Raw genomic sequence first — 24,014 nt, 5'->3', positions numbered from 1 at the left:
GTTTGATCCGCTATAAATGATTTCGCAATCATTCATTCAGGAACTGCTCAATCGCGTAGATATCGTTGATGTCATCGAGCGTGACGTGCCGCTCAGAAAAGCCGGCGCAAACTATACTGCATGCTGCCCATTTCATAGCGAGAAGACTCCCTCATTCACGGTAAGCCCCACCAAGCAGTTTTATCACTGCTTCGGTTGCGGCGCTCATGGTAGCGCCATCGGCTTCGCGATGGAGTACGCCGGCATGAATTTCGTTGAGGCAGTGAATGATCTGGCAACTCGCGTCGGACTGCAGGTTCCTGTGCAGCAACCGGAGCTCCATCGAGGAACTGAAGAATCGGGGCCTGCGACCGGCTCGGCGCAGAGCAACGTTCGAGGAACAGAAAATTCTTCCAAGGATTTGCTGGAGGTAACGAGCGTTGCCGCACAATTTTACCGGGAACAGCTCAAGTATTCAAAAAGTGCCATTGCTTATTTGAAACGACGTGGCTTGACAGGCCAGACTGCTGCCCATTTCGGCATTGGCTATGCCCCATCCGGTTGGCAAAATCTGGAGGCTGCATTTTCTGGTTACGCGGCAAAGGCGAAAAAAACACTGCTGGTAGAGTCCGGGCTGGTAATTGAGAACGATGACGGCAAGTGTTACGACCGGTTCCGCGACCGCATCATGTTTCCCATTATTAACCTTAAAGGAAGGATTGTGGGTTTCGGTGGGCGAATCCTGGAGCAGGGAGAGCCCAAATATCTCAATTCCCCCGAAACACCTCTGTTTCAGAAGGGTCGCGAGCTCTACAACCTTTTTGCTGCGCGCAGGGCCATTCGTGCAGCAGGACAGGTTGTCGTGGTAGAGGGATATATGGACGTGGTGGCACTTTTTCAGCATGGCATTGAAAATGCCGTTGCTGCGCTGGGTACCGCGACAACGCCTTATCACATCCAGAAGCTCTTGCGCCAGACTGATAACGTTGTATTTTGTTTCGATGGAGACAATGCCGGCAGAAAAGCGGCATGGCGTGCATTGGAGGATAGCCTTGCCCAGCTTGGGGATAGCAAGACCATCGGCTTTCTCTTTCTGCCAGAGGGCGAGGACCCGGACAGTTACATTCGCAATTTCGGTAAAGAGGCCTTCGAAGGGCTGCTGAAACAGGCATTGCCCCTGTCCGTTTTTCTTTTTAGGGAACTGTCAGCCCGCGTCGACCTCAAAACCAGCGAAGGGCGCGCAAAACTCGTGCAGGATGCAAAGCCGCTGCTTGCCAAAATTACTGCGCCGGGGCTCGCGCTGATGCTGTTAAAAAGATTGGCGGAGATTAGTGGCTTCAGCCAGGGTGAACTGGAGAGTTTACTGAAGATCAGACGTGTTTCGACTTCCCCTTCCAGGGAAAGATTGCCACGACAGCAACCTGCCTCACCTTTCCGCTGGTTGATACAAGTATTGTTATACGACCCCGGTTATATCCGGAAACTGGATAGAGAATTGCTCCCGCAAGATCAGGAATACTCTGAAGAAGCAGTTGCGCTGGCGGCACTGGTTGAATTTATTGACATTCACCCCAATATTGGAGGAAACACCGCAATACCCTCGGCCATAGCCTATTTTCACAATAGTCCCCATCGTGTTCTTATGGAAAAGGCTGAGAGCCAAACTCTTGCATGGGATAGTGGTATAGACCTGGAAGCGGAATTTGCCGGAGCAATGGCACGGTTGCGCGAAATGAAGCGCAAACAACGAATGGCGGCGTTACACAGCAAGTCCTTGAGCGCTCTTACCCCCGAGGAAAAACAGGAACTCCAGCGCATGGTGATTTCTTGAAGCGGGCGCACGGACAGTGTAATCGGATTTTGATATAATAGAGAGTTTTTTAATTTCAACTGGCGATACTATCTGGAAGAGACATGGTAAAACCAAAAACACAAGTCAAAGCGCCGGAAAAAGCAAAGGCCGGGGCTGTCAGCCGTCCCGTCGTTAGGGCGGCAGCGAAAACGGAAGGAAACAATATGAGGAAATCGTCGAGAGGGCAGACAAAAGAAGCAGCGGCAAAAGCGCTGTTGAAAACGGCTGAGGAAACGCTGGACAATAATGTTACGTCCGTTAAAAAGGCGTCCGCTAAAGCCCCAGCTCGCGTGACTGAAATCGCGCGGGCAGTGATTGCGGCCAAGGAACCGAGTCTGCTTACTACCAAAATAGTCAAGGCCAAGGCGGTAAAGGAAGGGAAAACTGGCCAGGCAAAGGACGCCGAGAAAACTCTGCTCGCGCCACAAGACCTTGAAGCGCGGCGCATGCGCTTAAAGAGTTTGATTGTGCAAGGCAAGGAGCGCGGCTATCTGACTTATGCCGAAATCAACGATCATCTTCCTGATGATATGCTCGATGCCGAGCAGATTGAAAATATCATCAGCATGATAAATGACGTCGGCATCTCTGTTTACGATGAGGCGCCTGACGCAGAAACGCTGCTAATGTCCGAGACCGCGCCCACAGTGGCCGATGAGGATGTGGTGGAAGAAGCTGAAGCGGCGCTTTCCACAGTTGATTCCGAGTTTGGACGCACCACCGATCCGGTACGCATGTATATGCGAGAAATGGGTTCGGTGGAATTGCTCACGCGCGAGAGCGAAATCGAGATCGCGAAGCGTATCGAGGACGGGTTAAAACATATGATCCAGGCGATTTCCGCCTGCCCGACCACCATAGCCGGAATTCTCGATCTCGCGGATAAGGTAGCGAAAGATGAGATGCGCATCGATGAGCTGGTTGATGGATTGCTGGATCCCAATGCCGAGGAATTGCTCGGTGAAGAAGTCTCCGATGAATCGCTTGAGCAGGAACTGAGCGAGGAAAGCTCGGAAGATGAAGATATCGCCGCGATAGCAAATGCAAACCTGCTGAAATTGAAAAATGATGCATTGGAGCGTTTTGCGGTGATTCAGAAGGCATATGTCGAGATGCAGAAGGCGCTGGAAAAAAAGGGGTCGAGTAACAAGGCATATAAAGACATACAGGAACAGATTTCAGCCGAACTTATGGCGATTCGTTTCTCCGCGAAAATGGTTGAAAGGCTTTGCGATACCCAACGCGGACTGGTGGACGAAATGCGGAGCTACGAGCGTAAAATCATGGAATTGTGTGTGACCAAGGCGGGGATGCCGCGCAGTCATTTCATTAAAGCTTTTCCCGGCCACGAGAGTGATCTGGACTGGGTGGCGAGGGAAGTGGCGCTTGGCAAGCCTTATAGCCAGACATTGGAGCGTTACCTGCCTGATGTCGTGGAGCAGCAGCAAAACCTGCTGGCTCTGCAAAAGCAGGTTGGCATCCCCTTGAAAGACCTCAAGGAAATCAACCGCCGGATGTCTACCGGCGAAGCCAAGGCGCGCCGGGCGAAACGGGAAATGACCGAAGCCAACTTGCGGCTGGTGATTTCCATCGCCAAGAAATATACCAACCGGGGATTGCAGTTTCTTGACCTCATTCAGGAAGGTAACATCGGGCTCATGAAGGCCGTGGACAAATTTGAATACCGGCGTGGATACAAATTTTCCACTTATGCCACTTGGTGGATTCGTCAGGCCATCACGCGTTCCATCGCCGATCAGGCGCGCACGATTCGTATCCCCGTGCACATGATCGAGACCATCAACAAGATGAATCGGATCTCGCGCCAGATTCTGCAGGAAACCGGGCAGGAGCCGGAGCCCGCGCTTCTGGCACAGAAAATGGAAATGCCGGAAGAGAAAATTCGTAAAATCCTCAAAATCTCCAAAGAGCCGATCTCCATGGAAACGCCGATTGGCGACGATGAGGATTCTCACCTTGGCGATTTCATTGAGGACTCCGCCACCATGGCCCCGGCAGACGCGGCGGTTTACGCCAGCCTGCGGGATGTTACGAAGGATATACTGGACTCCCTGACACCGCGTGAAGCGAAAGTGCTGCGCATGCGTTTCGGCATTGAAATGAATACCGACCACACGCTGGAAGAAGTCGGTAAGCAGTTCGACGTGACTCGCGAGCGTATTCGGCAGATCGAGGCCAAGGCGCTGCGAAAACTGCGCCATCCTTCGCGTTCCGAGCGCCTGCGAAGTTTCCTGGATACCGAAGGCTGACCTGTTGTCGGTATTGCTCCATTTTTGGTTATAACCGGGGTCTGTAGCTCAGTTGGTTAGAGCAGGGGACTCATAATCCCTTGGTCGCTGGTTCGAGTCCAGCCAGACCCACCAATTTATTCAAGCACTTATGAACGATTGTTAGAATAACGTCATTACACGGGTGCGGATTTTTTTGTCGAAGGCAATCTCAGGATTAGCTCTTTTATCCTCTCCGGATACAGGTGGGAGTACCTTTCTGTAGACTGCACCGAGTCATGATTTAACACGCCCCCCACTTCTCCCAGGGTGGCGCCATACGATAGCAGGGCGGACGCGAGAGAGTGCCGCTCGTCATGCAACCGCAAATGATTCAGCCCCGCAGCCTTCCTCGCCTTCCAGAATCGCTTGTAATAGTAAGTCTCAGCCCACTTGAAAGGAATGAACGCGAGCGCGTCCATGGCGTCAGGGTGCACAGGTATCATGTGCGGCGTCCCGTTCTTGGAGTCAGGCAGGCTGATCCATGCTTGCTCGTGAGTCGTGATTACCTGCTCGGGCGTGAGCGTGAGTATTTCGGAGCGCCAGCGCAGCCCGGTATAAAAGGCGAGTTTGAATATTGCGGCCGCTTCCGGATCATCGCAATTCGCCAGCAACTTGTTATGGAGCTCGTCCTGATTGATATAAACCTGCCGCTTATTTTTGACGGTTGGCATGATCATTTTATCGGTATAGTCGCGGTCACCTAGATCGTGGTGCTTGTAGGCATATCGAACTGCCGCTTTTAGATAAGATAAACGGTTGCGTATAGTGGCCGGGGCTAGAGCGGGATTATCTTTCTGGTATTGCCTGGCGATTTTGCCAAGTTCATCCAGCTTTTTCCCGTTTATGAGAGGGTACAGAAGGAATAAATCTTGTGCGGCTTTCTTGCCGTTTTTCAGGCGCGGGATTCTGTGATCGAGATATAAATTTACCGCTTCAATTATCTCTGGCTTTGGTTTTTCGAGTCCACTAGCGACAGCGTAAATACGGCCGCTTTCCTGCCGGTCGTAGGCGTGGGCTTGATCCTGACTCCAGCTCGCCGGAAGGAGGCAAGAACGTCTGACCCTTTCGTTCCCGACGATTCGGTTGAACTCGAAACGCCAGCGTTTATTTTTCTTGTCGAATCTGATCGGCATGATTTTTTGAATGAATCGAGGTCTGATTGTTCGTAGCGCGTGACGCGGGGCCCGTAAATAATACGAGGAATCCGCCCCTGCTGCACGAAATAATAGAAGGTACGGAGAGGTAGGCCAAGATACGCTGCAGCCTCTGGCGCGGTAAGGTCGCTCATTCCCCCGCAATCCTCAACAGCTCCATACCCAACGAATATCTCGGCTCGCTCTTTCCGGCCTGCCAGTCGCGGATCGTGGATTCAGATACGCCAACTTGCGCCGCTATAGTCTTGCGAGGCCATTTCCGTGAGCGATTGATCGTTAAAATCACTTTGCGCCAGTCTGTGGAATATTTGCTCACTTCAACTTCCCCTCATTGCACAATCCACATCCCGATCCACTCCAGGGCGAAAACAACATAGCCCTCTTGTTGAGCGAATCGGTCAATGTAGCTAATCCGGCCACTGACTTGGCGCCCGGTGTAATAGTCATAGCAATATTCATGGAGCGTTACCGTATCGCCGACTTGGAAGTTCCGGTCATCCTTTCGTATCTCGAACGTTTTCCGGCCTTCTGTTGACGGCTGAAAGTGATCGGGAATGGATTTGAGATCATGGTGCTGTCTCATGTCGCCCGAGCCCGTTCATTTTGAAGAGATTGATACGCGTTCCACATGCGTAGGCTAGCTAGCCTTGCTATATCGACGGCGCTTTCCGGTGATAGTTTTTCTGCGTCAGGATTTGGCCTTGCTGGTCTCCGGCATTCGTACCGAACCTCTCCATGGTGTCCGCGGTATAGCAGCAGGATGCCGGATGCGGCCGGAATTTTTTCTGTCAGGGACTCATCCCATATTTCAAGGGGCGCGGCGTAGTAATGCTTCCACACCTTTTCTGGCCACGTCTTCGGCTCCGGCTCATCTAACCTACGATGAAATCCTGCAACCGGATCCATGGCATAAGTCTTCCACCATTTGTCCTTTTTGACATCAGCCCGGAGATCAGATCGGCTTATCTTTATCTCAACGTCGATAATGCGGAGATTTTTGGTTACAACAAGCAGGTCACATTCATAGCCAGTCCAGCCGCAATTAGGCACAACCACCAAATGCCGCCGCTGGAAATAATTCAAGGCAAGTTCTCTGCCGATCATGCCTTCGTTCCATTTAATATTATCCATTTGCTTCCCGCGCCTTCGCTTCAGCCTTCAGCGATGAGTAAGAAACGCCATCGAGCGTTGATACCTTGATCTTGCTCATGACTCAATCCTCTTAAACTCCACAACCCATACCCACGGATTGGCGTCCCAACTACCGGCGCCGTTGATTGATTCCCATAAATGCCGGTATGCCTGGACGTGACTGCCGTTCAAGTCCTCGGCACATCCAGTCCATTCATCCGTGATCTGAACACCTTCCGCAATCGCATCCTCTTCGCTTATATCCTGCAAACGCTCGACCCTAATGTCGGTAATTTCAAGCAGGATGCGGCTGGCCCACCGCGGCATGAAGATCGATGGGCGCCAAGGTCCATTAAACCGCTTTGCGTGAGGATATTCTGCTACACGCTCATCTTCAGATGCGGCGTAGCTCATACAGACGATCCCGCCTGGTTGTTCTTTCATGCGGCCAAGAATCGGTGTTTCAGAACCGGGTCTAAATACTTGCCACGTCTCTTTCACCCATAACCTGTCGCCCGGCCGTCCGTGGGGGCACAGGTGATTCTCAGGTGATGCCACACACTCGCACGTGAACATTCCAGGCGCGAGCCATTCCAGGGCTGCTCCTTTCACAATCCGCCTCGTCTGCGTCTTGCGGCCTTCAAGCAACGCCCGAACCATCGGCGCGCTGAATAAAATTGGGCGCTCTTTCACTTCCCCTCCTGGTATCGTGCGAGGATTGCTTTTGCGGCTTGATGTGCTGCCGCAAGTTTCTCCCTGTCTGTTTTCCAGTCACGCGGCTTTATGTCATCGTAGGGTTCAAGGGCGTTCTGACATTGCCGCAACGCCTTCAGCAGTTCGTCGTTGGCGGGGTGGGTGTAGAGCGGAATGGTGTAGTGCTCGACCCGTTTCGGCGAAACCTTTAGCCACAATCCTTTTGCCTCGGCATGAACTACGTCAACCCGGCGTGACTCATTGTGCATCCACGCAACCGGCTCAACCTCTGGCGTTGGCGGTGTCGGGGCGGCTTCGAGCGCGGCTTGGAGTACGGATCGCAAAGCATCGTAGCCAATACGGTTGAAGCCCGCAGGTAATACTAAGAACCCGGCCTGCGTCATTTCATCGGTCGGCCATCCTTCTGGTATTTTCATCCTATCCTCCGTTGACCTTCGTGGCTTTCGCAATATGAGTAACCGTGATCCCCTGGTCCGAACTCGCCGCCGCAGTTGGAGCAGAAAGTTTTATCGAACTTTGGTGTTTTCGTCTCCTTCATTGCGGCGTGAAGTGACTTGTAATGCATAAGAGCGGCTTGTCGGAAAACCTCTGGGACATTAGGGGAGCTTGTCAGTCCGAGCAGGAAAAAACTGGGAGCTTCTACCTTATTCCGCAACCGATCTACTTCGGCCTTGATCGCGGCGTTTTCTTGCTGTAGTGCGTAAACCTTATCAGCCAGAACTTTCGATGTTTCCCATGCTCCATCAAGTACGACCGACTCCGTCAATTGCTTCCGGAGCGCATCAATCTCGGGCTGGCGGGCTTGCCATGCGTTGAAAGGGGTTAAGAACCCTACGTTCTCATCCGACCACTTCTCGAATTGTTCTCTATCGCTCACTTTCCACCTCCCTCAAATTCTTAACACGAATGTAATTCCGGATCGGAGTTTCGCTCATTCCGATAGCGCGCCCAATCGCAGCTGCTGATTCACCGTCTTTAAGCATCTTGATGATCGTGCGTAGATGCGGCTCGAAACGCTCATCACGCCTTTGCTTCAAGACAGCAGCACCCTTGCGGCTTCCGATTATTCGACCCCATTCTGGGACTTCGTTTTTCGCTGGCGTGGGAGCAGGGAAAGTACAGCCGCACAAGAGGGCCATGGTTGAGTAGTGCGGGATGGGTTCGCCAGGACGCTGAGCGCGGGCTATTTGGATTGGTTCGCTCATAGCCGCACTTCCTGGATCGGCATACCCATTTCCATTGCCGGGGCGCAGTCGTATGTAATCACTGCTAACTGAGGCTCGGCGCTGGCTGGCTCTAATCGGACGGACAGGACGATTACGAGCGCGATAAAGAGTACGCAGGCTATGACGCGATCCCTGTTAATCTTGGGGCGAGCTTGGTAGTTTTTGAAGTCGTTGATCATTTCGTCTGTCTCCATCAGAACGGGCAATCGCCCAAATCACCAGCGTCAGCCGGGAATGGATCGCTCGTCTTGGCCTTGCCTTGCTGATTCGGCTCAAACTTGGGCTTCAGCGCAATGCTCATAAACTTGCCCTTTGCGCCTTCCTTGATCCAGGCCGAAAGCTAGAAATGCTCGCCGGATGGAGATAGCGCGTTGCCGGTATAGTCTGGAGCTTTCGGGTTATCACCCTTTTTTGTGTTGCGGAATAAAACCCCGTTGCCGGGGCGCTGCTCGAATGCCATGGTTATTTTCCTTCCTCTGCCAACTCACGCCGCTTAATTTGCTCTTGCTCTTCGGGTGAGGGCTGCCATTCGCCGGTTTCAGTATCCACTCCTGGCGCATCGTCCGGCATGATCATGAAGTCGCCGTCAATGCTGTCGTTGTGCTGGTCTTTACCGCCTTCGGCCATCCCATCAAGCGCGGCAGCTGTCTGGAATTCAATGGATAAGGGAAGATACTTGGCAAGGCGACGTATAACGGTCTTGCGGCCCATTTCGGTGAAGTGATCCTTCCATGGCCCATACTTGCCCTTGCTTTGGCTGGACCGCATAATCTCGTCCACCTGATACCGGCTCATGAACTCAAACGCATGTCCGCCGTCTTTGAGTTTGGCGATTGCATAAAAACCAACAATCTCTCCGCGTTCGCCCATGGCCGGGGTGTGATTCAGTTTTTCGTCCAATCCATACACGAGTTCAAACTCATCGTTCTCGCATACCTCATGCGCCGCAATACTCACAATCTGGCCGGAGCGCCGCGCAAGGTCTATTAGCCCCTTGTACCCGATGATTACCTGAACGCTGTTTACCCATTTTTCGTTGCCGTCTGCGTCCTTACGTTTGACGTTAAACGGCACCAGATAGGCGTGGCCGAGTACGGTATTCGGCTCCAATCCCATCTGGGCGCATTGCCCTATGGCTCCTACCAGGCTTGGCACATCGCACTTGGCAAGTGCCGGGGTAGTGGTTGCCGCAATTTGAGCAACCTTCATAAGCCGCTCCGCGTTCAGGTGCTTCGGAAGCATTTTGGCTATCTCGCCTTGCTTCACCTTCAACAAGTGGGCGATCTGCTCTTTCGGCTTCAAGTCCGAGAATTTAGGCGCCGGGGTTTGCCCGGTAACGGCCGATTTCAAGGCATTTGTGCTCATAATCCTATCTCCTGTCGGTGTGTTTTATTTGAGTCTCAGAACGCGAGATTCGGTTGTTTTTCTAAACGCTACGGCTATTTCAGGATGAGCCGTTTCAAGTGCTTTCGTATCGAGTCGGTTGGTTTGTTGTGTTTTCCACGTTGCTATGGGGCGATCTCGATACAGCAAGGTTGCCGCATTGCCAATCCGTATCTTTATGCTCGTTGATAGCTCCTCGATTTCCTCTTCAAGAGTCTTAAAGGATGTCTTTTTGTCTTTAAGCGCCTGGCATAGCAGAGCTAGACCATCATCTGCTTCCGCTACCGTTCCAAGGTCTTTCCCATAAAGCCACTTCACATCCGCTGCCTCTGTCGGCTCGGGCGCGACCCGATCTTGAACCCGTTGCCAAAACTCGATTTCCTTTGCCCTTATTCCGGTGATAAGATCATCATCGCGGACAACTTCGTGCAGCCGTAGATCGTCCGCCCCTATTAGCGCGGCGACAATTGCACGGCGGCGGGGCTTGATCATCAAGCCGTGCATCACCTGGGCGGTGTAATAAACCGGGATTTCATCGGTTCCCTCTTCACCCCAGTCCTTGGCCGCGAAAGGGTGAACGGTCTTTATTTCGCCGTTTACCTCTTCGCCGTCAATCAGTAATTCAAGGTCAATTTCTGCTGCTAGAAATGGGTGTTGGGGATCTTGGTATCGGGCATTGCGCCCAATAATCTTTACTTCGCGACCCTGTGATTCGAGTTCATCTATCAGCATTTCAACGACAACCGGCTCCCACCTTTTCCCGCGATTTAGCACCTTGTCGCGGAGTGGGTTGGACTCTTCGACATACGCACCGATCTTTTCGTGATAAAGCTGGAAGGGCGATTTCCATTTTGATATGCCCAGAATGGCCGCGACATCGGAACCTCCAATAAAGGTTTGGCGATCAGGGGTTAATATTTGAATCGATGCATTCATAATGATTTCCTTCTAAAATTAGTCCCGGCTGTCTACACCCATGCCGGGGGATGGTTAGGGAGGATCAGGTAGACTCTGGCGGTGTGATCTCGGCTTCTTGCCAGTCGCGGTGAATCCACTCTATGAATTCTTCTCCCATCTCAGGGTTCGCGTATGGCATCTTCTTTGGATCGGTGATCCCAGGCCTGATAGACCCATCTTTGTCTTTCCACAGATAAGCTCGATACCGCACAGTTACCTTTTTTGCGGCCATGCGGAGATCATCTTCTTCTGCAAATATCGGCATCCACGTATTTGTGTCTGGAGACTTAAAAACAACCACAAGCCGGCCAGCTCTATTTACAGCAACAAACTCGGCCTCAGTCCAGACGCCGCCTTTGTTGCAATACTCCACGGGATTCCCGGCCTTCGCTGCTTCTAAATCAAAGGGCTTGCTCTTATCGTTATTCACCGTCTATCTCCTTAAACTTCGCCTCTGCTCTGCACACCGCTTGATGCAGCGTGATGCCTTTTGTTGTGGGGAACGAATCCGATGTAAGCGTGACAACGCGCAATGTCTGTCTTGATGCTGGCGTCCAAGACACGCCGACTTCGTGCTCATCCAGGAATGATCTAATCTGTTCCGCTGTCATCTCAAGCGGGGCAGGGCGGCGCTCTACTAATGCGCTGTGCCAGTTGAGGGCTTCTAGGGCGCTCATGGTTGAGCCTCGTCCATTTCTGCGGCACGTCTTTTGTCCGCCTCACTGATTTCTTTCATAACCTGACGCCATGTATCCATAACCAAATCAGAGAAGGAGTCGTCCTTAACAATAATTCTCCCAATGGTTCTGCCGCCCTTGATCGTAGGCTTGAGAAGCCACACTTCCGCGTCGCCGTCTGAAACAATCGAGAGGCCACGAGGATGAATGTCGCGCAAAAATTCGCGCAGCCTTTCCTCATCATCGATTCCATTCATATGAAAAACTCGTGTTGCCATCTTCCCCTCCTGTAGTAACTGGTGAGTGTGGCCGGTACTGAACTCCGGCATCCTGCATTTCTCGTACCCAGGTTGTTAGTCTTCGGTATCAGGCGCTACAACTGCGGCGCATCAGCCTGCGCATTCACACTCATACGGCTGGGTACTGAATAGACCCGCCACGTTCAGAAGCTACTCCGACCCTCCCGGCAGCTACCGGGCCACGTAACAGATATTCCCCTTCAATAACCATGCGTATGAGCCGCGAGCCGGAATCGAACCGGACTTTGGTGTAAATACCAGCACCTAGCACCGCGGTGAACTTAATCTTCCTGATCCTGAGCTGCGATGAACTGGCCAGCTAAGGGGCCGAGAATCACTGATGCAAATAACCAGTAAATGATCCAATCCATGCTGTTTCTCCTTACAGTGGGCCGAGGGTAATCGTCTGAAATGCGCGTCTTGTTTCTGGATATTTCTCGGCCATGTACATGCGGAGGTCGTCCGCGTGAGCCGGGGTTACTCGATTCATGGCATTGGGTATGGATAGCGTTTCAGGAACGTAATTGCTCCAATAATCCCCGCCTGCTTTTACCGCTTCTGCGTATACGTTCACGTCCGCCTCCTTGTTAAATTCTTGCCGGACTCTCCCGGCTGTCACGCACCAGATTTGTGCTGTCGCCTAAAGGCTATCTTTCATCACTGGCGTAGTACGTTTAGCCGCTGATCGTTTAATCTTTACCTGTCTTTCCAGGCTGTCACCTTGCTCAAGGGATACCGGACTTGGCCTATCTAAAGGCCTCATGTGATTAACGTCTCCCACGCTCGACGAAGCTTGCTGCTCCGCTCCTTCCCGCGCTCGACGACTCATGGAAGGCAATTCATTTGTTCGTTGCCGTTTTGTTCGGCATGGGAGAACTATAAGGTATGCCTAACGTTAAGTCAAGATAAAAATAAGGACCACCTAATTATTTTGATACAATAGCCCCATGATGATTAGAGGGGGTTGGGCGGGCCAGGGAAAGTCTGGGCCTCTAAGCTAGAAGGTAAACCAGTTAGGGGATGAGGCTGTTAAGGGATATAATTGTGAGAGACATGACTGACCTAAAGCACATCCTAAATAAACCACCTATATCGCCAATTCGCGAAATGGGGGGCTACGAGGCGCTCTGGGCGCACGAAAATTCTTCCTTCAAGACCCTGGCGCAATGCTTTCGAGATAACCCCGATCTAGTGCCTTCTGAATTGGTAACCGAGCATGAGATCGAAGACGTTCTTCCGAAGGTACTAAGGGTTATTGAGAAAGCGGGAATAAAAGATTTAGGTATTCGTGTACACGGATCCGAGGAATACCCACTTAAGCTACGAGATGCAGCGAATCCGATCGAGTTCTTTTACTTTCGCGGTTGGTGGGACTTGGTCAACTCAAAGAAATCGGTAGCCGTTGTCGGGACGAGAAACCCGAGTGAAGAGGGTTTACGCAGGACGAAGAAAATCGTAAAGCTATTGATTCGAGATGGCTTCACCGTCGTTTCTGGTTTGGCCAAGGGAGTTGACTCTGCGGCGCATAAAGCAGCGATAGATTCCGGTGGCAAGACTGTCGCTGTCATTGGCACGCCCGTCACAGAGTCATACCCCGCAGAGAACGTTGACCTTCAAGAGCATATCGCAGAGAACTACTTGCTGATAAGCCAGGTCCCGATATTGCGCTACTCGCAGCAAACCTATCGCGGAAATCGTTTGTTTTTTCCAGAGAGGAATATCACGATGTCCGCCTTAACGGACGCTACAATTATTATTGAAGCGGGGGAGACATCCGGAACTCTTACTCAAGCGCGAGCGGCCCTGAAACAAGGGCGCAAGCTATTCATATTGGATAGCTGCTTCCAAAATCCAAATCTCTCATGGCCTGAAAGATTTGAAAAAATCGGAGCTATTAGGGTCCGATCTTACGATGATATAGCAGGGGCGCTTGAATAAGAGAATTATCGAGGTCGATGATTTAATCCGTCGTGACCATCACTATTTACTGCCCGGGGACAAATGTTATTTCCATGGCGAATACACAGCCGGGGAAGGGTTTGCCTATAGCGAAACAAATCAACTCATAATCAATTTTAAGAAAGAAGTTGACAGGAAAGGGCGTCCCGAGTGGCGTTACAAGGAACAGGCCATAGCTAAGGCGGCCCAAATCTTTAGAGCCGCATTGTCACCGAACGCTTTTGAATCAGTTACCTTCGTCCCCATCCCCCCGTCCAAGAAGAAAACAGATCCCTTATACGATGACCGTCTGCTTCGTATGCTCCAGAGTATGTGCGCTGGCTACAAAAGCGACATCCGCGAGCTTGTCATACAGCTTGAATCGAAATCACCCTCGCACGACCAAACTACCGGCCGGCCGCCGCCAGATGAGTTAGCTGAAAATTACCGGATTGATCAAAGTATTGTTAATCCAATACCGACTGTCGCGCTAATAATTGATGATGTGTTAACAACGGGCTCGCATTTCAAGGCAGTCCAAAAAGTAATTCATGCAGAGATGCCGCATGTACAAACGCTGGGGCTTTTTATTGCGCGAAGAGTACCAAAATCTGTTGATTTTGATGTCTGGGACGTTAACTAAGAGGCGCTGGCTCGAGCAAATGCCGTCCATTATTCGCAGGATCGGCCCGGTTCACCTGCGTACTCACACGCCACCACATAAATTCTTCCGTTGGCAAGGATCTGCTCTGGGCTATATGCGCCGCTTCCTCAACCGGCGTTTCAAGGTCCATCCAACGAAAGGCATCATCCGGTCCCAGCACAACAGGCCTGCGATCATGAATATCCACCATGCTGCCGCCACTATCCTCTGTGACAATGACGCATCCCACCTCAACAGCTTGCTGACTGTACAGCCGGAAGTTCGTTACCCCTGCCATGAAGATTGGTTTATCCACGTTCCGCGTGATGTACCACGGCTGCTTCTTGCCATTTTCAACGGTCCACTCATACCATCCGCCGGCAGGGATAATCACTCGGCCTTCCCTGAACATGTGGCGAAAATAGCGCCCAGTTAGCGCTTTCTCAATCCTGGCGTTGATCCAAGGTTTTTTCTTTTCTGCTGCCTCTTGCGGTGTTCTATAGCCCCAGGTGATACGGTCAGAATGAAGCGTGCCATCCAGCATGTGGAGGACTAGAAGCGCTTGCCCTGGGCTGACGTTATATTGAGGAATAGTGTCGCCTCCAACCCATTCTCGTGAAGGCGCGTCTGGATCAATGTGGCGAGCGTAATATTTCCGCGTTCCCGACTGTTCAAAGCGTCCGCACATTCTTTCGACGGTTATCTCGAAAATTCCAAGGAGCGATAGGGGAGGGCTCTGACCATAGTCCGCGTTTCTCTACTTTGGCGTTATGCTCCAGCACATACAGATCGTGATCCTTCGCATAGCGGCGGTAGACCCAAGCCATGCCCCGACCAACTTGCTCTGCGTTTGCATCGGTCCCATCGCATTTGATGCGCGCGACTATGCGCTTATATCGATCCTTTGCTTGGGGTATTACCTGGGCTTTCTTGCCGAAGCATAGATCAGAAAGGGATTGTTTGGAACGCGCACCAAAAGGCTGCCGCTTCTCGGGGGCATCAATCTCGGCGAGACGGATCTTGATCTGTTGTTTACTCTCGTTCAGGACCGTTAAGGTGTCTCCGTCGGATATGCCTATCACGGTCGCCAAAAAGAGAGCCGTGAGCATTCGACGGAAAGAGGGGGTTAATAGCCGATAGGCGGAATAGGTCTGATACCTCCAGACCTATCGCCCAGCATCTCCAGGGATTGCAGGTCGTTTCTCAGATCCTGGCTGCGCATCATTCGCCGCTGCTCGTCAAGAGCCTTACTTTGCTTTTCCATGAGCTCCATGCGCAACTTACGCTCTTTCGTCTCCAACTGCTCGGCCGTATCCGAGTAGGGGTTTGTCCATCCTTGGGCCTGAGCAATGCCGGGCAGGGAAAAGGCGAGAAGGGCGGCGACGATAGTTTTCACGATTGTTCTCCTTGTGTTTCTCGTTTAGATAATACCCTGGCCCTTGGCGCCTTCAATGCCTCGGCGCGAGCATTTCATTTATTAGAAGCGCGTCCCTGAGTTCCGATGTTGAACCCCGTCTGCGTTGTTCCTCCAATGCGCGTTTTTGTTCTTCCATCAGCTCCATGCGAGCATTTCGTTCCTGATCACCCTGAAAGCTCTGCATGACTCCAGCTACATCCTTAACTGGAGCTGTGCGTGCGTACGTTTCATACAAACTCTGCACGTTGATTACCGTTTCTGGTGACCCTTCGTACAGAACGCGCCACTGGTAATCGTTCGGATTGGCGGGGTGAACTTTATCAGGACGGTCCGCGAAGGGCGTGCCGCCTCTTCTAGCCATATCCATTGCGCGCTCTACATTGCCCATCATAAGGTTTTGCATGACCTCAACCTGGGCACGTTGTTTGGCTTGGCTCGCAAGCTCGGAAAACTTTATTGCTTCATTCATCATTCCATGATCTGCTGAGATAGCCGCCATCTTCGACAGTTTTTCGGGATCATCAAGCAGGTCAGTCGTAGCCATTGCCTTCATGATTCTTACCCTAGCGTCCGGCTGCTTGCTTTCGGTCTGATGCACCTGCTCAAGCCAATCTTCATCGCTGCCCTCCTGTTTCGAAGATCGCTGCTGTTGCAATTCGAGAAATTGACGCTGCATATTTAACTGCATTCCTCGTTGCAAGCCTTCGGCCAAGCCGCCCGCAAACCCGCCCCCGCTCCACGTTGGAGTAACAAAGGCGGTTGCTAGAATAAAAAGCCCTAATTGAACAATGCGCTTCAATTAAACGCTCCCCTCAAAAGACAATATCATAACGCTTACCTGATCCATCCGATCCGGTTCCGCGTCCCGTTGGTCTGATTCCTGGCTCTATTAAAAGGCGTAACTTGATCTTCTTGCCTCTGTCTCCTATCAGCATGCCTTCCCCCCGTGCGTTCTGGCCGCTGTAATAGGCGGAGTAATTTCCTGTGAATTTTTCCCCAGTCTGTTTATCGAACGCCTGCATCTTTCCCCTGCCGCTACTTTTTTCGATGCTAAATTCCATAACCTTGTCGTCAGGGGAAACGTGTATGCGGCCGGGCAGCATTGTCCCAGCGCAACCGACCAAAAAGGTCGTCAAAATTATCAGAAGAAATACGTTTTTCATAGAGCGTTTAATTAGGAGTACCGGTCCGCTCGTCCTTGTGGCATCCACATGTTGGACTCAGCGATCCATCGCAGCAAGTAGCCCTGCCGCCTGAGCACCCACAAACTCCGCTATGATGGGAGCAGCATCCACGTCCCGCGAGTACTTCCTTGGATTCGTGGGATTTAATCGACTTTTGGCACTCATGCGATTGCTGCGCTTCGATAGCAGGGTGAAGACTTTCATTTGCGGAAAAAACTGAGGAGGCAAAGATAAATAAACATAAAACCAGCAACAATCTCGTCATTTTTCTTTCCCAGAGGGACGGCATTAAACGCTGTCGTGTACGCCTTTGGAATTGTTGCCGAATGCGCCTTGCGCTGCTATTGGACTTTGGTACTACTTAGCTCGCGCAAAATTTCCCGTAACCGATCGTCCAGAGCCTTGACCATGCCGCGCGCAAAGGTCGGGCTTTCGTACGCTTCGCCAGCTGCATCGGTTATATATCCACCTTTGCTGTACATGACCGCGAAGGCAATACCAATTAAGTCGCCTTTTTCGGCCTCATCTAGCAGAGTTTGAAGCGCCCCTACCGTGTCGTGCGAGATTGTTTTAGTGACGAGTCTAAAAGGTCCGGTCATGTCCCTCTCTTCCTTTTTTCGTTGATCTTATGGCCATGGTTTAGCAATCGCCCTTTGGTCACGCTATCTCTGTAATTAATTTCACCCAATCTGCGGCCTTCGTTGGGCAAGGTATTTTCCTTTCGCCTCTCTGGTATTAGCTTTGAAAGAATCGTTAAAACTGCGCTCCGAGTTTCTTTGTCGATGCCGGCTATCAGAGAAAGTATCTGCTTTTGCTCGCCGGAAAGCTCCGTCTCGCTCTCTTCGACAACTTGGACATCAGCCGCTTTGCTTGAATCTTCTAGTCCGCTTGGAAGCTTTCCGTGCAGCAGCCAATCAATATTAATTTTTAAAAAACCGCACGCCTTTACCGCATTCCCAGCGCCAATATTTTTGGTTATTCCATCTAACCATTCCTTTACAGAAGGCGGTTTTGTTCCGGTAGCGCGCGCCAACTCAGCCGGTGTTTTATTTCGGACTTTGAGCGCGTAATCAAGCCTGTCATTCCATTTTTTCATTTTTATTATGCTAACAGTTTGTCCGTTAGGTATGCCTTGACAAGGCTATTAGGTATGCCTTATAGTATTGCCTATGGACAAAGAAAATCTTGCTAATGAAATCATTGATGCACTTGGTGGAACCAATGCCGTAGCGCGCCTATGTAATGTCAAACCGCCTTCAGTGTCAGGTTGGCGCGAAGATGGCATCCCTAATGCCCGGCTCATGTATTTAAAAGTAATTCGCCCCGAGGTCTTCCGCGCCCCCTCCAAATCAAAGGAGGTTGCGTGAGTCGATTACCCATAAGCCGAATCTATCGTTGCTATCTGTCCGTTCTTCAAGGCAGAGATTTTCGACCCGCAACCGTGGCAAACGTACCCTATCCGGTGCTCGCGTTGAAGGACAAGCAGCTTGCGGTCATGAAAGCACTTTGCGCAAGCCCAGTGCCGCTCCTTGGGCGTCTCCACAGCCGGCTTATAAACATAAGCAAAAATACCAGTGCCGATCTGCTGCAACGAGTAATCGGCCGCTGTTCTTTCCCAGTTCTCAAGTTGCAGTTTTTCTTCTTCGAGCATGCGTATACGTTCCAGCAAAAGCGCTTGCTTCTCGGTGCTAGCCAGATTCGCAGCGATAGCTTGAGAAAGCTTTTCCTCGACTGCACGGACAGCTACTTGCAGTTCGAATTGTTGGGAGAAAGAACTGGCGCTCTTGGCCAGGTCGATTAACGTTTTGACGCTCTGAAGCGCGGCAGAGATTTCTGAGTACATGGATGCTTATCTTGTGATTGTTATGGAACCCAAACTCTACCACGGCAGAAACCTCCCACCATTCTGTTCTGCCCGGCCGTTTCCCCCCCTCTTGTGCCGGGTGGTTTTATCCCCCTCTTCGGAGGGGGCTCTTTTTAAGGATTGAATCATGACCATCGAAATCGACGGCGACAAACTGGACGAAAACACACTGTTCAGCCTTCGTGAAAACCACACCGTGCGGGTATCTACCCTTTTAACTCCGGATGAATTCACCTGGAGCCGCGACGAGGCTGAAGGCCGGGGTGTTTCGCAAAGCGCATATATCAGAGAGCTCATCCGTCAGGATCGCCGCAAGGTCGAGATGAGCAAATTATCGGCCGAATCGCTCGGTGTTGATACACCAGAGAGTGCACAAATCCTGTACAAGCTCGCGCGGCTTATCAAGGATCAGCGGGTATGAAAACGGCCGTGCAAGACAGTTCGATAGCCGCTTACCGCGCATTGCCGGTCAAGCATCTGGCGACTCAGGCGGATCGTATCTGCGACATCGTAACTCGCTATCACGGCTGGCTCGGCGGCAATATCAGCCTCAAGGAAATACAGAGCCTTTACCGCCGCTATCACGGCGAAATTGACTTGAGCACGGTATCTGCCCGAGTGAACGCACTCGTTGCAGCAGGGCGCCTGGAGCGACTTGAGACGACGCGCAAATGCAGCATAAGCGGTATCAGCATTCATCCGGTGAGGGTGGCGCTGCAATGAACTACCAACACTTTCTCTCAAGCAAGAAGATACGAGAGATTGCAACCGGCCACGATATATCGCTGGCAGCCATCAACCCCAATCTGTTCGACTTCCAGAAGGTTCTGGTTCGCTGGGCAGTTGGTCGGGGCAGGGCGGCAATATTTGCCGATACCGGGCTCGGCAAGACCTTTATGGAATGTGAATGGTCGCGCCTGGTGGTTGATCAAACGGGAAGGCCGGTAATCATAGTCGCGCCTCTTTCTGTGGCACTTCAAACCGTCCGGGAGGCTGCCAAGTTTGGGATCGAAGTTTCCTACCACCGCAGCCAGCCCAAAAACCCCTCCGGAATCATCATTACGAATTACGAGATGTTGGATCGGTTCGATCTATCGTTATTCGTTGGCCTGGTGCTTGACGAATCAAGCATCCTCAAATCGCACGATGGCAAGACTCGCAGCGCGATCCTGGAAGCATCAAAGCTCGTGCCTTATCGTCTTTCCTGCACCGCGACGCCTTCCCCTAACGACTTCATGGAACTTGGCAATCAAGCTGAGTTTGTGGGTGTCATGAGCCGAGAAGAAATGCTTGCCATGTTCTTTACCCATGACGGCGGCGATACCACTAAATGGCGTCTCAAGGGCCATGGCGAGGTTAAGTTCTGGGAGTGGTTATCTACCTGGGCTGTTGTTATTCGCATGCCGTCGGACATTGGATTTGACGACGGCGCATACGACCTGCCGCCCCTTGTTATCCATGAGCACATCATCGAGACAGAAAAGGCTGCAGAAGGGCAATTGTTCTACAAGCCCGCAATGGGGCTGAGCGAGCAGCGGGCAGCCAAGCGCGAAAGCATGGATGAGCGGGTTAGCTCCGTTGCGTCTCTGGTTAATAACTCTTCCGATCCTTGGCTCGTTTGGTGTCATCTGAACGCCGAGAGCGAGGCGCTAGGCAAGCTGATCCCGAGCGCGGTAACGGTGTCTGGTTCCGATTCCATCGAACACAAAGAGTCAGCGATGGAGGGATTTACGACTGGCGATCATCGAGACCTGATCAGCAAACCGTCCCTGTGCGGCTTTGGAATGAACTGGCAGCACTGCTATAACATGGCCTTCGCTGGTCTGGATAACTCATTCGAGTCCATGTATCAGGCTATCCGCCGGTGCTATCGCTTCGGGCAAACAAAACCGGTCAACGTTCACATTTTCCTGTCTCAGGCAGAGCTTCCAATCCTGGAAAACATCAAGCGCAAAGAACAGCAGCACAACGAAATGAGTGCCCGCATGGTGGAGCATATGAAGGAATTCATGCAAAGGAGCGTATTCGGCATGACAGCAGATAAATCGGAATACCGGCGGGATTTAGCAACCGGGAAAGATTGGACGATACACCTGGGCGACTGCGTAGAAGTGGCAAGCGAATTGGAAAGCGACTCGATAGGGTTTTCTGTATTCAGTCCTCCCTTTGCCAGCCTGTACACCTACTCAAACTCTGATCGGGACATGGGTAATTGCAAGACCAAAGAACAGTTTATGGAGCACTTCGGCTACTTGGTCGAGGAGTTGCATAGAGTGACCATGCCGGGGCGCTTGTGTTCAGTGCATTGCATGAATCTCCCGACCAGCAAGCAGCATCATGGGTACATCGGTATTGATGATTTCAGGGGCGACATTATCCGGCTATTCCGTGCTCACGGATGGATATATCACTCCGAAGTCTGCATCTGGAAGGACCCTGTAACCGCAATGCAGCGTACTAAAGCTCTCGGGTTGTTGCATAAGACGATCCGCAAGGACTCGAGCATGAGCCGGCAGGGAGTTCCTGATTACCTCGTGACGTTCCGTAAGCCGGGCGTTAACTCAGATCCGATACGCCACTACAGGGATGAGGATGAAGTTCTTGAGGTATGTGAAAAGGAGCTACTGGACTACGCGGAAGAAGAGCAAAAGATATTCCCTGTAGAGCTTTGGCAGCGATACGCCTCGCCGGTCTGGTTCGACATTAACCCAACTCGGACCCTGCAATACCAATCCGCAAGGGAGAACGAGGACGAGCGGCATATTTGCCCATTACAACTTGATGTAATTGAGCGAGCTATGGAGTTATGGAGCAAACCGGGAGATCTGGTTTTCTCGCCATTCACTGGCATCGGTAGCGAGGGATACACCGCTGTAAAGATGGGCCGCAGGTTTGTTGGCGCCGAACTCAAGCGCAGCTACTTTAACCTAGCAGTTAAGAACATGAAGTCGATAGCGCAGCAAGACTCCCTGTTCGCATTCGAGCAAGAGGAGGCGATAGCGTGAACTACTACCCACATCACATCGGCGACTTCAATAGCGCCACAAGGCATTTAACTCGCACAGAGCGGAGTATCTATCGTGACCTAATCGAGCTTTATTACGACACCGAGGGTCCGCTTACCGCCGATATGAAGGCTTTGTGCAGGAAAGTTATAGCAAGAACAGACGAAGAAGTAACAGCCGTTCAACAGGTGTTGACCGAGTTTTTCACAGAAACAGAACATGGCTGGTATCAGGAACGCTGTGAGAAAGAAATCGAGAAGTATCACAGCAATATCGAGTCGAAATCTGCGGCGGGCCGCGCAAGCGCTGCAAAAAGGGCGAACAAAACGCCTATTTCTCAACAGCCGTTGAATAGGGGGGTAACAGATGTTCAACAGCCGTTCAACGAATGTTCAACTAACCAAAACCAAGAACCAAGAACCGTAAACCAAGAACCATTAAAACCAGAGGTAATACACACAGAGTCTATTACTCATCCTGAGTACGTAGAACTTGCCGATCAAGCGCGTGTGATTCCAATCAAACCAGGATTAGCCGGAGCTTGTTGCAAAACCATGATGAGCAACGGCATCCATGGCTGCAATCCGCATCATCCAACACTGCTGGCATTGCTGGAAGCCGGGGCAACGGAAGATGAGTTTGCCTACGCAGCCAGGAACGCTGCATCCAAGGGCAACGCAAAGTTTGCCTACGTACTCGGAACCGTCAAACGCCAGCGCGAAGAGGCCGCAAAACTCGTTCTCCACCATGGCCGCTTACCCAACAAACAAGAAGCACTCGAAGAATCAAACCGCGCAGCAACAGCCGGCTGGATGCCGCCAGAACTGAGGGAGAGACAGCATGCAAACTGATGACTTTTCTAAATTCCACGAAGGTATTTCCGGCGTGATGGGTTTCTACGGAAAAGGCGTTTCCACCTTCGCGCTCGATGTCTGGTGGAACGCGCTGAAGGGTTATGACTTGGCGGCAGTAGTCGATGCATTCAATCGCCACCTTGCAAATCCCGACGCTGGACAGTACGCGCCAAAGCCCGCCGACATCATCCGCATGCTGCAAGGCTCAACTCAAGATTCGGCCTTACGTGCCTGGGCGAAGGTCGATAAAGCAGTGCGGCACGTCGGCACATATGCTGATGTGGTTTTCGATGATCCTCTCATCCATCGAGTAATCCAGGACATGGGCGGCTGGATCGGATTCGGGACAAAAAACGAGGATGAATGGCCGTTCGTTGCAAAGGAATTCGAGAACCGTTACCGCGGCTTTCGGGTGCGCAGCGAGATCCCGGAATATCCGGCAAAGCTGATGGGAATCGCAACTGCGCACAACGAGAAACAGGGATTCAAGGCTGATGCACCGGTGCTGATTGGCAACGAATTGAAGGCTCGGCAAGTGCTCAACGGCGGGACGGATAAACCTTCGATTGGATTCAAGCGGCTGAGTGATGCGGTCGAGCAACCGGAAATGAAGCAACTGCGGAGCGTTGGGTGAATGAGCTGGCTCTTTTCGCAGGCGCTGGTGGCGGAATACTCGGCGGCAAGCTCCTCGGATGGCGAACAGTCTGCGCAGTTGAACGTGATGCCTACGCAGCACAAGTTCTGGCGCAACGACAAAACGATGGAATTCTCGCGCCTTTCCCAATTTGGTCTGACGTTGAATCTTTTGACGGAAAGCCGTGGCGCGGAATTGTTGATGTCGTATCTGGAGGCTTTCCCTGCCAGGACATTAGCGTTGCAGGAAAGGGCGCCGGAATCACAGGAGAGCGAAGCGGATTGTGGTCGGAAATGGCGCGGATCATTGGCGAAGTACGACCCCGTTTCGCGTTCATTGAAAACAGCCCAGCTCTCGTTAATCGAGGACTTGACCGGGTGCTCGCTGACCTTGCCGCGATGGGGTTTGATGCGGAATGGGGAGTGTTATCCGCAGCCGATGTTGGTGCACCCCACTTGCGAGAGCGAATCTGGATTGTGGCAAACGCTAACGGCGGACGATGCGCACGACAGGGTGAACGGCAAATGGAACAGCAGGGGAGAGCCGAAGCTGAGCGCGCAAGTAAAGCTCTATCCCACAATTTGTGCCAGGGACTACCGTTATCCGGGGAAAAGCAGGATGGAAAGAACGGGTGGCAAGCAGGGAGAAGTGCTGCCACAAGTGATAGGTGGCCCGCTGAACCCAACGTGGGCCGAGTGGTTCATGGGGTGGCCCATCGGATGGACAGAATTCGATCCCTCGGCAACGGGCAAGTTCCCTTATGCGCAGCAACAGCATTCCGTCTGCTCGCAGAAAGAGCCGGAATTGAGTGA

At 51.9% G+C, this 24,014-nt stretch carries 33 protein-coding genes, 1 tRNA gene and 1 pseudogene; 12 read left to right on the top strand and 23 right to left on the bottom strand.

Going from position 1 to position 24,014, the window contains the following annotated elements; translation table 11 throughout:
• The first annotated feature begins 16 nt into the window (after window positions 1–16).
• The 3 genes from dnaG to CRO05_RS13375 all read left to right on the top strand — a co-directional run bounded on the left by dnaG (window position 17) and on the right by CRO05_RS13375 (window position 4,215).
• Window positions 17–1,810 (top strand): DNA primase, encoded by a 1,794-nt coding sequence (dnaG, locus tag CRO05_RS13385; RefSeq protein WP_097067631.1) that lies wholly within the window; start codon window positions 17–19, stop codon window positions 1,808–1,810.
• 83 nt (window positions 1,811–1,893) lie between these two features.
• The gene (rpoD, locus tag CRO05_RS13380) at window positions 1,894–4,101 is read left to right on the top strand and encodes an RNA polymerase sigma factor RpoD (RefSeq protein WP_097067630.1); all 2,208 of its coding nucleotides are present in this window, start codon (window positions 1,894–1,896) and stop codon (window positions 4,099–4,101) included.
• A gap of 37 nt (window positions 4,102–4,138) precedes the next feature.
• Window positions 4,139–4,215, top strand: a tRNA-Ile gene (locus CRO05_RS13375).
• 41 nt (window positions 4,216–4,256) lie between these two features.
• Here CRO05_RS13375 and CRO05_RS15920 read toward each other — a convergent pair.
• The 14 genes and pseudogenes from CRO05_RS15920 to CRO05_RS13295 form a co-directional block, all read right to left on the bottom strand.
• Window positions 4,257–5,255 carry a site-specific integrase gene (locus CRO05_RS15920; RefSeq protein WP_097067629.1) on the bottom strand — a complete coding sequence of 333 codons (999 nt, stop codon included), beginning with the start codon at window positions 5,253–5,255 and terminating at the stop codon, window positions 4,257–4,259.
• 56 nt (window positions 5,256–5,311) lie between these two features.
• Window positions 5,312–5,410 (bottom strand): annotated as a pseudogene (locus tag CRO05_RS16180) (helix-turn-helix domain-containing protein); the annotation flags it as partial.
• Window positions 5,411–5,604: 194 nt separating this feature from the next.
• Window positions 5,605–5,859, bottom strand: coding sequence for a DUF3850 domain-containing protein (locus tag CRO05_RS13355; RefSeq protein WP_097067627.1), 255 nt, complete (start codon window positions 5,857–5,859; stop codon window positions 5,605–5,607).
• Entirely contained in the window at window positions 5,856–6,407 is a 552-nt protein-coding gene (locus CRO05_RS13350; protein WP_200814405.1) for a hypothetical protein, read from the bottom strand. Before CRO05_RS13350 ends, CRO05_RS13355 begins: the two co-directional genes overlap by 4 nt.
• 75 nt (window positions 6,408–6,482) lie before the next feature.
• A complete protein-coding gene (locus CRO05_RS13345; protein WP_200814403.1) occupies window positions 6,483–7,100 on the bottom strand; it encodes a hypothetical protein in 618 nt (205 codons plus the stop codon).
• Window positions 7,097–7,537, bottom strand: coding sequence for a hypothetical protein (locus CRO05_RS13340; protein WP_097067626.1), 441 nt, complete (start codon window positions 7,535–7,537; stop codon window positions 7,097–7,099). Before CRO05_RS13340 ends, CRO05_RS13345 begins: the two co-directional genes overlap by 4 nt.
• Window positions 7,534–7,998 (bottom strand): hypothetical protein, encoded by a 465-nt coding sequence (locus tag CRO05_RS13335; RefSeq protein WP_097067625.1) that lies wholly within the window; start codon window positions 7,996–7,998, stop codon window positions 7,534–7,536. The genes CRO05_RS13340 and CRO05_RS13335 overlap by 4 nt, the downstream gene beginning before the upstream one ends.
• Window positions 7,988–8,326 (bottom strand): hypothetical protein, encoded by a 339-nt coding sequence (locus CRO05_RS13330; RefSeq protein WP_097067624.1) that lies wholly within the window; start codon window positions 8,324–8,326, stop codon window positions 7,988–7,990. The genes CRO05_RS13335 and CRO05_RS13330 overlap by 11 nt, the downstream gene beginning before the upstream one ends.
• Before the next feature lie 483 nt (window positions 8,327–8,809).
• Window positions 8,810–9,712 carry a recombinase RecT gene (locus CRO05_RS13320; RefSeq protein WP_097067622.1) on the bottom strand — a complete coding sequence of 301 codons (903 nt, stop codon included), beginning with the start codon at window positions 9,710–9,712 and terminating at the stop codon, window positions 8,810–8,812.
• A 24-nt stretch (window positions 9,713–9,736) separates the two neighbouring features.
• Window positions 9,737–10,666, bottom strand: a complete 930-nt coding sequence (locus CRO05_RS13315; protein WP_097067621.1) for a YqaJ viral recombinase family protein — start codon at window positions 10,664–10,666, stop codon at window positions 9,737–9,739.
• A 64-nt stretch (window positions 10,667–10,730) separates the two neighbouring features.
• Complete coding sequence (locus tag CRO05_RS13310) at window positions 10,731–11,117, bottom strand: hypothetical protein (protein WP_097067620.1); 387 nt, start codon at window positions 11,115–11,117, stop codon at window positions 10,731–10,733.
• Window positions 11,110–11,364, bottom strand: coding sequence for a hypothetical protein (locus CRO05_RS13305; RefSeq protein WP_097067619.1), 255 nt, complete (start codon window positions 11,362–11,364; stop codon window positions 11,110–11,112). The genes CRO05_RS13310 and CRO05_RS13305 overlap by 8 nt, the downstream gene beginning before the upstream one ends.
• Window positions 11,361–11,642: a hypothetical protein gene (locus CRO05_RS13300; protein ID WP_143860938.1), complete on the bottom strand. Its 282-nt coding sequence runs from the start codon at window positions 11,640–11,642 to the stop codon at window positions 11,361–11,363. The genes CRO05_RS13305 and CRO05_RS13300 overlap by 4 nt, the downstream gene beginning before the upstream one ends.
• Window positions 11,643–12,045: 403 nt before the next feature.
• Window positions 12,046–12,237: a hypothetical protein gene (locus CRO05_RS13295; RefSeq protein ID WP_143860937.1), complete on the bottom strand. Its 192-nt coding sequence runs from the start codon at window positions 12,235–12,237 to the stop codon at window positions 12,046–12,048.
• Between the two features lie 479 nt (window positions 12,238–12,716).
• On the opposite strand from CRO05_RS13295, the gene CRO05_RS13290 reads away from it, so the two are divergent.
• The gene (locus CRO05_RS13290) at window positions 12,717–13,601 is read left to right on the top strand and encodes a DNA-processing protein DprA (RefSeq protein ID WP_097067983.1); all 885 of its coding nucleotides are present in this window, start codon (window positions 12,717–12,719) and stop codon (window positions 13,599–13,601) included.
• Entirely contained in the window at window positions 13,594–14,244 is a 651-nt protein-coding gene (locus CRO05_RS13285; RefSeq protein WP_097067616.1) for a hypothetical protein, read from the top strand. Before CRO05_RS13290 ends, CRO05_RS13285 begins: the two co-directional genes overlap by 8 nt.
• On the opposite strand, the gene CRO05_RS13280 is transcribed toward CRO05_RS13285, so the two are convergent.
• The 8 genes from CRO05_RS13280 to CRO05_RS13250 all read right to left on the bottom strand — a co-directional run bounded on the left by CRO05_RS13280 (window position 14,237) and on the right by CRO05_RS13250 (window position 17,941).
• Window positions 14,237–14,932, bottom strand: a complete 696-nt coding sequence (locus CRO05_RS13280) for an SOS response-associated peptidase (RefSeq protein ID WP_097067615.1) — start codon at window positions 14,930–14,932, stop codon at window positions 14,237–14,239. The two genes, CRO05_RS13285 and CRO05_RS13280, sit on opposite strands and share 8 nt — an antisense overlap.
• Entirely contained in the window at window positions 14,916–15,326 is a 411-nt protein-coding gene (locus CRO05_RS13275; RefSeq protein WP_235001438.1) for a thermonuclease family protein, read from the bottom strand. The genes CRO05_RS13280 and CRO05_RS13275 overlap by 17 nt, the downstream gene beginning before the upstream one ends.
• Before the next feature lie 44 nt (window positions 15,327–15,370).
• A complete protein-coding gene (locus tag CRO05_RS13270) occupies window positions 15,371–15,640 on the bottom strand; it encodes a hypothetical protein (protein ID WP_097067613.1) in 270 nt (89 codons plus the stop codon).
• A gap of 52 nt (window positions 15,641–15,692) precedes the next feature.
• On the bottom strand, window positions 15,693–16,460 hold the full coding sequence (locus CRO05_RS13265) for a hypothetical protein (protein ID WP_097067612.1): 768 nt from the start codon (window positions 16,458–16,460) through the stop codon (window positions 15,693–15,695).
• Between the two features lie 13 nt (window positions 16,461–16,473).
• Entirely contained in the window at window positions 16,474–16,722 is a 249-nt protein-coding gene (locus CRO05_RS13260) for a hypothetical protein (protein WP_143860936.1), read from the bottom strand.
• Between the two features lie 159 nt (window positions 16,723–16,881).
• Window positions 16,882–17,010: a hypothetical protein gene (locus CRO05_RS16055; protein ID WP_255405920.1), complete on the bottom strand. Its 129-nt coding sequence runs from the start codon at window positions 17,008–17,010 to the stop codon at window positions 16,882–16,884.
• A 176-nt stretch (window positions 17,011–17,186) separates the two neighbouring features.
• The gene (locus CRO05_RS13255) at window positions 17,187–17,444 is read right to left on the bottom strand and encodes a hypothetical protein (RefSeq protein WP_097067610.1); all 258 of its coding nucleotides are present in this window, start codon (window positions 17,442–17,444) and stop codon (window positions 17,187–17,189) included.
• Complete coding sequence (locus CRO05_RS13250) at window positions 17,441–17,941, bottom strand: helix-turn-helix transcriptional regulator (protein WP_097067609.1); 501 nt, start codon at window positions 17,939–17,941, stop codon at window positions 17,441–17,443. Before CRO05_RS13250 ends, CRO05_RS13255 begins: the two co-directional genes overlap by 4 nt.
• A gap of 73 nt (window positions 17,942–18,014) precedes the next feature.
• On the opposite strand from CRO05_RS13250, the gene CRO05_RS13245 reads away from it, so the two are divergent.
• A complete protein-coding gene (locus tag CRO05_RS13245; RefSeq protein WP_097067608.1) occupies window positions 18,015–18,212 on the top strand; it encodes a carph-isopro domain-containing protein in 198 nt (65 codons plus the stop codon).
• 5 nt (window positions 18,213–18,217) lie between these two features.
• Here CRO05_RS13245 and CRO05_RS13240 read toward each other — a convergent pair whose 3' ends face one another.
• Window positions 18,218–18,688 carry a hypothetical protein gene (locus CRO05_RS13240; RefSeq protein WP_097067607.1) on the bottom strand — a complete coding sequence of 157 codons (471 nt, stop codon included), beginning with the start codon at window positions 18,686–18,688 and terminating at the stop codon, window positions 18,218–18,220.
• 148 nt (window positions 18,689–18,836) lie between these two features.
• On the opposite strand from CRO05_RS13240, the gene CRO05_RS13235 reads away from it, so the two are divergent.
• The 6 genes from CRO05_RS13235 to CRO05_RS13210 are packed head-to-tail and all read left to right on the top strand — an operon-like array spanning window position 18,837 to window position 24,014.
• The gene (locus tag CRO05_RS13235; protein ID WP_097067606.1) at window positions 18,837–19,130 is read left to right on the top strand and encodes a hypothetical protein; all 294 of its coding nucleotides are present in this window, start codon (window positions 18,837–18,839) and stop codon (window positions 19,128–19,130) included.
• On the top strand, window positions 19,127–19,432 hold the full coding sequence (locus CRO05_RS13230; protein ID WP_097067605.1) for a hypothetical protein: 306 nt from the start codon (window positions 19,127–19,129) through the stop codon (window positions 19,430–19,432). Before CRO05_RS13235 ends, CRO05_RS13230 begins: the two co-directional genes overlap by 4 nt.
• Entirely contained in the window at window positions 19,429–21,714 is a 2,286-nt protein-coding gene (locus tag CRO05_RS13225; protein ID WP_097067604.1) for a DNA methyltransferase, read from the top strand. Before CRO05_RS13230 ends, CRO05_RS13225 begins: the two co-directional genes overlap by 4 nt.
• Window positions 21,711–22,565, top strand: a complete 855-nt coding sequence (locus tag CRO05_RS13220; protein WP_097067603.1) for a YdaU family protein — start codon at window positions 21,711–21,713, stop codon at window positions 22,563–22,565. Before CRO05_RS13225 ends, CRO05_RS13220 begins: the two co-directional genes overlap by 4 nt.
• Window positions 22,555–23,202 carry a DUF6475 domain-containing protein gene (locus CRO05_RS13215; protein ID WP_097067602.1) on the top strand — a complete coding sequence of 216 codons (648 nt, stop codon included), beginning with the start codon at window positions 22,555–22,557 and terminating at the stop codon, window positions 23,200–23,202. The genes CRO05_RS13220 and CRO05_RS13215 overlap by 11 nt, the downstream gene beginning before the upstream one ends.
• Window positions 23,199–24,014 (top strand): DNA cytosine methyltransferase, encoded by an 816-nt coding sequence (locus CRO05_RS13210; protein ID WP_097067601.1) that lies wholly within the window; start codon window positions 23,199–23,201, stop codon window positions 24,012–24,014. Before CRO05_RS13215 ends, CRO05_RS13210 begins: the two co-directional genes overlap by 4 nt.

The sequence above is a fragment of the Nitrosovibrio sp. Nv4 genome (genome assembly GCF_900215485.1).
Classification (GTDB): domain Bacteria; phylum Pseudomonadota; class Gammaproteobacteria; order Burkholderiales; family Nitrosomonadaceae; genus Nitrosospira.
This window is presented reverse-complemented; position numbering and strand designations above follow the sequence as displayed.

Excerpts from the sequence above, each read along its gene's own strand:
- dnaG (WP_097067631.1), top strand. The coding sequence starts at position 17 with ATGATTTCGCAATCATTCATTCAGGAACTGCTCAATCGCGTAGATATC.
- rpoD (WP_097067630.1), top strand. The coding sequence starts at position 1,894 with ATGGTAAAACCAAAAACACAAGTCAAAGCGCCGGAAAAAGCAAAGGCC.
- CRO05_RS15920 (WP_097067629.1), bottom strand. The coding sequence starts at position 5,255 with ATGCCGATCAGATTCGACAAGAAAAATAAACGCTGGCGTTTCGAGTTC.
- CRO05_RS13355 (WP_097067627.1), bottom strand. The coding sequence starts at position 5,859 with ATGAGACAGCACCATGATCTCAAATCCATTCCCGATCACTTTCAGCCG.
- CRO05_RS13350 (WP_200814405.1), bottom strand. The coding sequence starts at position 6,407 with ATGGATAATATTAAATGGAACGAAGGCATGATCGGCAGAGAACTTGCC.
- CRO05_RS13340 (WP_097067626.1), bottom strand. The coding sequence starts at position 7,537 with ATGAAAATACCAGAAGGATGGCCGACCGATGAAATGACGCAGGCCGGG.
- CRO05_RS13330 (WP_097067624.1), bottom strand. The coding sequence starts at position 8,326 with ATGAGCGAACCAATCCAAATAGCCCGCGCTCAGCGTCCTGGCGAACCC.
- CRO05_RS13320 (WP_097067622.1), bottom strand. The coding sequence starts at position 9,712 with ATGAGCACAAATGCCTTGAAATCGGCCGTTACCGGGCAAACCCCGGCG.
- CRO05_RS13315 (WP_097067621.1), bottom strand. The coding sequence starts at position 10,666 with ATGAATGCATCGATTCAAATATTAACCCCTGATCGCCAAACCTTTATT.
- CRO05_RS13305 (WP_097067619.1), bottom strand. The coding sequence starts at position 11,364 with ATGAGCGCCCTAGAAGCCCTCAACTGGCACAGCGCATTAGTAGAGCGC.
- CRO05_RS13300 (WP_143860938.1), bottom strand. The coding sequence starts at position 11,642 with ATGGCAACACGAGTTTTTCATATGAATGGAATCGATGATGAGGAAAGG.
- CRO05_RS13290 (WP_097067983.1), top strand. The coding sequence starts at position 12,717 with ATGACTGACCTAAAGCACATCCTAAATAAACCACCTATATCGCCAATT.
- CRO05_RS13280 (WP_097067615.1), bottom strand. The coding sequence starts at position 14,932 with ATGTGCGGACGCTTTGAACAGTCGGGAACGCGGAAATATTACGCTCGC.
- CRO05_RS13260 (WP_143860936.1), bottom strand. The coding sequence starts at position 16,722 with ATGGAATTTAGCATCGAAAAAAGTAGCGGCAGGGGAAAGATGCAGGCG.
- CRO05_RS16055 (WP_255405920.1), bottom strand. The coding sequence starts at position 17,010 with ATGAGTGCCAAAAGTCGATTAAATCCCACGAATCCAAGGAAGTACTCG.
- CRO05_RS13255 (WP_097067610.1), bottom strand. The coding sequence starts at position 17,444 with ATGACCGGACCTTTTAGACTCGTCACTAAAACAATCTCGCACGACACG.
- CRO05_RS13250 (WP_097067609.1), bottom strand. The coding sequence starts at position 17,941 with ATGAAAAAATGGAATGACAGGCTTGATTACGCGCTCAAAGTCCGAAAT.
- CRO05_RS13245 (WP_097067608.1), top strand. The coding sequence starts at position 18,015 with ATGGACAAAGAAAATCTTGCTAATGAAATCATTGATGCACTTGGTGGA.
- CRO05_RS13240 (WP_097067607.1), bottom strand. The coding sequence starts at position 18,688 with ATGTACTCAGAAATCTCTGCCGCGCTTCAGAGCGTCAAAACGTTAATC.
- CRO05_RS13235 (WP_097067606.1), top strand. The coding sequence starts at position 18,837 with ATGACCATCGAAATCGACGGCGACAAACTGGACGAAAACACACTGTTC.
- CRO05_RS13230 (WP_097067605.1), top strand. The coding sequence starts at position 19,127 with ATGAAAACGGCCGTGCAAGACAGTTCGATAGCCGCTTACCGCGCATTG.
- CRO05_RS13225 (WP_097067604.1), top strand. The coding sequence starts at position 19,429 with ATGAACTACCAACACTTTCTCTCAAGCAAGAAGATACGAGAGATTGCA.
- CRO05_RS13215 (WP_097067602.1), top strand. The coding sequence starts at position 22,555 with ATGCAAACTGATGACTTTTCTAAATTCCACGAAGGTATTTCCGGCGTG.